This is a genomic window from Capnocytophaga sp. HP1101, assembly GCF_054772415.1.
In genome coordinates this window covers 1-6,801 of the sequence record NZ_BPUU01000017.1, presented here as the reverse complement: position 1 = coordinate 6,801, position 6,801 = coordinate 1, and the positions used below count along the sequence as shown (strand labels likewise).

Sequence of the window (6,801 nt, the reverse complement as noted above, 5' to 3'; positions counted from 1 at the left end):
AAATTGTATAACCCTTGTGACCCGGCAGGGGATCGAACCCTGGACCCCAACATTAAGAGTGTCGTGCTCTACCAGCTGAGCTACCGAGTCATTATGACAATTTGGTGTCTTTATTGTTTTGCGGGTGCAAAGATATAACAATTTTCTTATGTAACAAGAAAAAAAGTATTATTTTTGCGGTCTATTTTTAATATTATATTTCAAATATCTATTATACAACATCTTATATATGAAAATTATTTTACTTGGCTATATGGGAAGTGGTAAAACCACACTTGGGAAAGCGATAGGCGACCTTAAAAACATTTCTTTCATTGACCTTGATTCTTATATTGCTAAAGGTGAGAAACTATCGGTACAAGAGATTTTTAGGAGTAAAGGAGAGATTTATTTCCGAAAAAAAGAAACTGTTTATTTAAAAGAGTTGCTACAAAAAGAAGAAGACTTTGTATTATCGTTAGGAGGAGGAACACCGTGCTTTGGCAATAATATGGCTTTAATAAAACAAGCTACTTCTTTATCTATTTATCTAAAATACCAACCTAAAACTTTAGCTAAACGTCTTATTAAAGAAAAACAGCACCGCCCTCTGCTATCTGAAATTAATGAAGCTGAGTTAGAGGATTTTATTCGCAAGCATCTGTTTGAACGCAATCCCTTTTATATGCAAGCTAACTATATTATCTCTATGGATAATCTTACTGAGGAAGAAAGTATAAGCGAAATTGAAAAAATTCTATAACTCTAAAATATACGAATTAGCAATTAGCTACAAGAAAGAGAAAGGGGCTTCTGCAATAATTTTAATAGGCTCTTTCTTTACGGGGTGAATAAAGCTCAGACTATGAGCGTGGAGGCAAATACCCCCATCGGGATTAGAGCGCTTGGCACCGTACTTTAGGTCGCCTTTGATATGCAAGCCTATAGCAGCCAATTGCGCTCGTATTTGGTGATGACGCCCTGTAATGAGATTGATTTCTAACAAATAATAACGATCATAAGTTTTTAACAGTTTGTAGTGTAGTACAGCTTTTTTGCTGTGCTGCACTTCTTTATTGTAAGCTACCGACTTGTTTTGCTTTTCGTTACGCACGAGCCAATGTGTGAGCGTAGCTTCCTGTTCTGGAGGCATTGCATCTACCAGTGCCCAATAAGTTTTCTGTACCTCCTGTTTATTTGCAAACATCGTATTAAGACGAGCGAGGGCTTTAGAGGTCTTAGCAAAGAGTACTACCCCCGTAGTGGGACGGTCTAAACGATGTACTACCCCGAGGAATACCTCCCCAGGTTTGTTGTATTTTTGTTTAAGGTATTGTTTGACAATATCGCTAAGGGGTGTGTCCCCCGTCTTGTCGCCCTGAACGATGTCGCCCACTCGTTTGTTTACGGCGATGACGTGATTGTCGTCGTATAGCACGGCGACGTTTTTGGCGTTTGTGATAAGTTTCATAATGTCGTTTATTAGTGAAGTAGAAAAAGCGCATTCCGTCGTAGAAAAGACCTAAGAGGAGAATGACTACTGAAATGAGCAGTGTGTATATTGAAAGCCCTTGTGCAATATAGAAATATCCTGCACTAAAACCTCCTAAAAAGAAGAATGCAATGATAAAGAGCCTGAGGCGAATAGTATTCCTCAAATGCGTGTGTTGTTGCTCATAGTGGTTGCGCTTGAGGTAGATTCTTTGGGCGAGTTCAATGCCTAAATCAGTAAAGAGTCCTGTAAGGTGGGTGGTACGTACTACCGAGTTGGATATTTTGGTCACAAAAGCATTTTGCAACCCCATTGCAAAGAGCAAGATGCAAGCTGTAACATCAGCAGGAATATCATTAAGGGAAAAAGCGTATAATCCTACTACCGATAACAAAGCTAAACACTCTAAGAGTGTAGGCTTGAGATACTTGTTCTGGGTGCGATGATAATTAGCATTCTCGATGAGCAAGCCTGAAGTGAAAGAACCGATGAGGAAGGCAAAGATATAGAGAAAGTAAATCAATCCTTTCCAGAACTCGGCTACCGAGACATCGTAGATGAAGTAGGCAAAATGTCCTGTAACGTTGGTTGTGAGTTTACCCACAAACAAAAAGCCGGTAACGTTCACCATTCCTGCGACGAATGAGAGCACTACGGCTATTTGTAAATTGTGTTTAGCGGTACGGCTTTTACCCTGATGGCGGAACATTAGTATTGTTCTTTTTCGTTAGGAAAATCGACGTTTTTTACGTCTTCGATATAATGAGATACCGCATTAGTAATTACCTCTTGCAAATTGGCATATTTGCGCAAAAAACGAGGCTGAAACTCATTACTCATACCCAACATATCCTGCATTACGAGCACTTGCCCATCAACGGCACTACCAGCGCCAATACCAATGATAGGCACGTGAACACTCTGAGCTACTTCTTCAGCTAACTTGGCAGGAATTTTCTCCAATACAATCGCAAAGCAACCTAACTGTTCAAGCAGTTTAGCGTCTTCTTTGAGTTTTTGAGCTTCGGCTTCTTCTTTAGCACGCAAAGCAAACGAACCAAATTGGTGAATAGACTGAGGGGTAAGCCCTAAGTGTCCCATCACAGGAATACCTGCATTCAGGATGCGCTTGATGCTCTCTGCTTCTTTTTTGCCTCCTTCGAGTTTGATAGCGTGAGCCCCACTTTCTTTCATTATTCTTATAGCCGAACGCAACGCCTTTTTAGGGTCGGATTGATAAGTACCGAAAGGCAAATCGACCACCACAAGGGCACGTTTTACCCCACGCACAACCGAAGAAGCGTGATAAATCATCTGGTCTAAAGTAATAGGGAGGGTCGTTTCGTGACCTGCCATTACGTTACTTGCCGAATCGCCAACCAATAGCACATCGATACCAGCACTATCCAATAGTTGGGCAAAAGTATAATCGTAGGCGGTAAGCATTGAAATCTTTTCGCCATTGGCTTTCATTTCTACTACCGACTTGGTAGTTACGCGTTTGTATTCTTTTCTAACTGCTGACATTTTGTTGTAGTTTAAAAATCGGGGGCAAAGATACGAATAATTAATAAATTAGCTAATTTGTAAATTAGTTAATTAGGAGAAATAGCATTTAATCTGCTTTTTTATAAACTATCCAATTGGTATAAACCATATTGTGTTTCTTATCATTTGGATATTTGTAATGTATAGAAGCTCTTATTTTTACAGTAGGTTTATCAAAATTTACTATATCTTGACAATAGCTCATTTTGTTCTTTATATGATGCCCAAAGTTATATCTTTCTCCTTTCTGTAAAACCACTTTACAATCATCTAAATTTGCGGGAGGAACAGAAGGGGGCGGACAACCTTGTATGTCTTTAGCTTTGCCATTTTCATATTCGTATTGCAAACCAAATCGGAAGATGTAATAACTATTAATTTCAATAGGCTCATCAGAATAATTTACAATGAAACCTTTGGCATATTCTTGGGTTGTATCAGTATAGTGCCACCTTGCTTGCACACCTTTTTTGACAGAAATAGTATCGACAATACAATATAAATCATCAGTTTGCTCAGGAGCAGGAGGCTGACGATGACAATGATTGAGGACAATTGTACAAAACGCCGAAAAGAAGAGTGCGAATTTCATAGCTTAATTCTCTCGTATCTTTTCAATAATATATTCGTAATGCGTGTAGTATTTCACAAAATCGAGGTCGGTTACATCGATGATGAGAGAGTTGATAGCGGTGTTCTTCTGTATGAAGTCTAAATAGCCATAGTGTATCTTTTTTAGATAATCGGGGGAGATGTTTTGCTCGTACTCCCTACCGCGCTTCTTGATGTTCTCAATAAGACGGTCGGTATTTTGATAGAGGAATACATACAAATCGGGTTTAATAATTTGGCTATAAAGAATATAGAACAGCTTACGGTAGAGTACAAATTCGTCATCAGTAAGGGTTACCTTAGAGAAGATAAGGGATTTGAAGATATCATAATCAGAAACGACGAACTCCTTGAACAAGTCCATTTGTGCTAACTGTTCACACATTTGCTGATATCGCTCAGTGAGGAAGGACATTTCGAGCGTGAAGCCGTATTGTTTGGGGTTCTCATAGAATTTAGGCAGGAAAGGATTATCGGAAAACCGTTCTAAGATGAGCTTTGCATTGAAGTCTTCGGCTATTTTGGTAGCCAAAGTGGTCTTACCTGAGCCGATATTCCCTTCAATTGCGATGTACTTGTAATTCAAAAACGGCGACTTCTGTGCGGGAAATGAAAGCTGGTCAGTAAGGCGTTGCACGGGTGAAGTATCATCGGTAGTGCGGAGAAGTTCGGCAATTGTTTTTTTGAATATGGGGTGTACTTTAAGGTCGTCGATATTTGCTAAAGGTTTTAGTACAAACTTACGGCGGTGCAGGAGCGGATGAGGCACTGTGAGCACTTCGGTATTAATCACTTTATCGTCATAGAAAAGAATATCGAGGTCGATAGTGCGTGATTGGTAGCCTTTGGACTGAGGCAAGCGCTCACGACCCAGTTCTTGTTCTATTTGCAGGAGTTGTACTAATACTTCCTCAGGTGAGAGGAAGGTACGACAGAGCAAGCAGGTGTTTAGGAAAGCTTCCCCCGAAAAGCCCCACGAAGGTGTTTCGTAGATAGGAGCTATATCGACAATAGTACCTACCCGCATTGCAATACCTTCAATGGCTTGTTGCAGGTAAGCTTTACGGTTTCCTAAGTTACTTCCTAATGATATGTAGACATCGTGGTTCAATTAACAATTGAGAATTAACAGTAATAGAAGTGTTCCTATAACGTTCATTTCTTATAGCTTGTACTTCTTTGGTTATTTCTTCTAATGGGGTACTTCATCAGCGTTTTTGCGCAATTCTTGAAAGACCTCAGCAAAAGAATACTTCTTTTCAGTTTTAGAATCTATCTCAGAGTCCATTTATATAATGTAGGTTAAACGTAGTGAGTGGCAGTAAATACATTAAAACCTCCCCCTACCCCCTCAAAGAGGGGGAATAAGAGACTCAAAAGTAGCCTTTTTCATTGATTATTGATTCTGTAAAAATCGCATTATGTTGTCGTGAATGCGGTGCTCTATATCGGAAGTATCAGCGGGAAGGAACTTCTCGCCCATAATGTTCTCGTAGAGCTCTATATAACGCTCAGAAACGGATTGTACGTACTCATCGGTCATTGTAGGTACTTTTTGTCCTTTTTCGCCTTGGAAACCTTGTGAGATGAGCCATTGGCGTACGAACTCTTTGGAGAGTTGTATTTGGGGTTCACCATTTTCTTGTCGTTGGTCATATCCTTCTTTATAGAAATAACGAGAGGAATCGGGGGTATGGATTTCGTCGATGAGCACTATTTCGCCATCGCGAGTTTTACCAAATTCGTATTTAGTATCTACCAAGATAAGACCGTGTTTGGAGGCGATTTCAGTACCACGAGCAAAGAGCGCATAGGTGTATTTTTCCATCAATCGATAGTCTTCTTCGCTTACAATTCCTTTGCGAATGAGGTCTTCACGGGAAATATCTTCGTCGTGCAAGCCTTGTTCGGCTTTGGTAGCTGGAGTAATAATGGGGTGTTGTGGGAACATATCGAATTCTCGCAAGCCTTCTGGCAAGGGGACTCCTGATAGTTTGCGCACGCCATTTTTGTAGAGGCGTGCTGAGTGACCGGCGAGATAACCGCGAATGACCATTTCGACTTTTAAGGGTTCGCAGACTTGCCCAATTGACACATTGGGGTCAGGAGAAGCAATAAGCCAATTAGGTACTATATCTTCAGTTTGTTGCAAGAAACTTACAGCCATTTGATTTAATATCTGACCTTTATAAGGAATACCTTTGGGTAATATGGCATCGAAAGCGGAAATGCGGTCGGTGGCAATCATAATGAGGGTATCGTCTTTAAGCTGATACACATCACGCACTTTCCCTCTGTAAACGGATTTTTGTTTAGGGAATTTAAAGTTTGTTTTTGTTATAGTATTCATTTCTGTAAATGGTTAAAAATCTCTTTTCGGTGCAAAGGTAATAAAAAATTACAAATGACGAATTACGAATGATGAAAAAAGTGGGGTTGGAAATTGTAATGTCTTAAATACCAAATAATGCCAATAATACTAAATAATGCCAATAATACCAATAATGCTAATAATACCAATAATACCAATAATACTGATGATAAACTTTGGCAAAGTATGTACAGGGTGCGAGCCACACGGGCAGGTGGAAACTTTGGCGAAGTGTGGAGGAGTCGGATTTTTCGGATAAGTCAGATTTTTCTAGAAATTCTGAGGTGCGAGGTCGTAGCACGACAGGCAGTAAAGGTTTTGTGGATATCAGAAGATATCGGAGAAATTCGGAAGGGATTTTTTAGGTAAAAGATAAAAGGTAAAAGGTAAAATGGGTATGGTTAGCTTATACAAAGCTTATACGAACCTTATACGAATCTTGGACGATTGTTATACAAAGGGTATATAAGTAATTGAGAGTTAGTAGTTAAGAGAGAAGAAAAAAATGCCGAAAATAGGATTTCGAGGCGAAAGAAAAAGAAGCGCAAGCCGTACAGACAGATAAATAAAGACGAGCGAATAATGAAGATATGATGAAGGAATGATGAACAAAACATCCCCCCTATTCACATACTCTGCTCTCGCAGACTACCTTCAAAGGGGGAGTATAGCGACGCAAAGGCGGTGCGAGCCACACCAGGCAGATAAATAAAGACGAACAAACAATGAAGGAATGATGAAGATATGATGGAAGGAATGATGAACAAAACATCCCCCTTACCCCCCTTCAAAGGGGGAG

7 protein-coding genes and 1 tRNA gene are annotated in these 6,801 nt (G+C 39.9%); 1 reads left to right on the top strand and 7 read right to left on the bottom strand.

Annotated features, from left to right (window positions below):
• Nucleotides 1-17 precede the first annotated feature (17 nt).
• Nucleotides 18-90 (bottom strand) — tRNA-Lys (locus tag RCZ04_RS10115).
• A gap of 139 nt (nucleotides 91-229) precedes the next feature.
• On the opposite strand from RCZ04_RS10115, the gene RCZ04_RS10110 reads away from it, so the two are divergent.
• Entirely contained in the window at nucleotides 230-742 is a 513-nt protein-coding gene (locus tag RCZ04_RS10110; RefSeq protein ID WP_460485918.1) for a shikimate kinase, read from the top strand.
• Nucleotides 743-769: 27 nt separating this feature from the next.
• Here the strand turns inward: RCZ04_RS10110 and RCZ04_RS10105 are convergent, their stop codons facing one another.
• The 6 genes from RCZ04_RS10105 to RCZ04_RS10080 form a co-directional block, all read right to left on the bottom strand.
• Nucleotides 770-1,375 carry an RluA family pseudouridine synthase gene (locus RCZ04_RS10105; RefSeq protein ID WP_460485964.1) on the bottom strand — a complete coding sequence of 202 codons (606 nt, stop codon included), beginning with the start codon at nucleotides 1,373-1,375 and terminating at the stop codon, nucleotides 770-772.
• The gene (locus RCZ04_RS10100; RefSeq protein WP_460485917.1) at nucleotides 1,329-2,180 is read right to left on the bottom strand and encodes a YoaK family protein; all 852 of its coding nucleotides are present in this window, start codon (nucleotides 2,178-2,180) and stop codon (nucleotides 1,329-1,331) included. Before RCZ04_RS10100 ends, RCZ04_RS10105 begins: the two co-directional genes overlap by 47 nt.
• Complete coding sequence (gene panB, locus RCZ04_RS10095) at nucleotides 2,180-2,998, bottom strand: 3-methyl-2-oxobutanoate hydroxymethyltransferase (RefSeq protein WP_460485916.1); 819 nt, start codon at nucleotides 2,996-2,998, stop codon at nucleotides 2,180-2,182. Before panB ends, RCZ04_RS10100 begins: the two co-directional genes overlap by 1 nt.
• A gap of 88 nt (nucleotides 2,999-3,086) precedes the next feature.
• Nucleotides 3,087-3,611 carry a hypothetical protein gene (locus RCZ04_RS10090; RefSeq protein ID WP_460485915.1) on the bottom strand — a complete coding sequence of 175 codons (525 nt, stop codon included), beginning with the start codon at nucleotides 3,609-3,611 and terminating at the stop codon, nucleotides 3,087-3,089.
• A 3-nt stretch (nucleotides 3,612-3,614) separates the two neighbouring features.
• Complete coding sequence (folK, locus tag RCZ04_RS10085) at nucleotides 3,615-4,742, bottom strand: 2-amino-4-hydroxy-6-hydroxymethyldihydropteridine diphosphokinase (RefSeq protein ID WP_460485914.1); 1,128 nt, start codon at nucleotides 4,740-4,742, stop codon at nucleotides 3,615-3,617.
• 285 nt (nucleotides 4,743-5,027) lie between these two features.
• Nucleotides 5,028-5,981 carry a phosphoribosylaminoimidazolesuccinocarboxamide synthase gene (locus tag RCZ04_RS10080; protein ID WP_460485913.1) on the bottom strand — a complete coding sequence of 318 codons (954 nt, stop codon included), beginning with the start codon at nucleotides 5,979-5,981 and terminating at the stop codon, nucleotides 5,028-5,030.
• Nucleotides 5,982-6,801 lie beyond the last annotated feature (820 nt).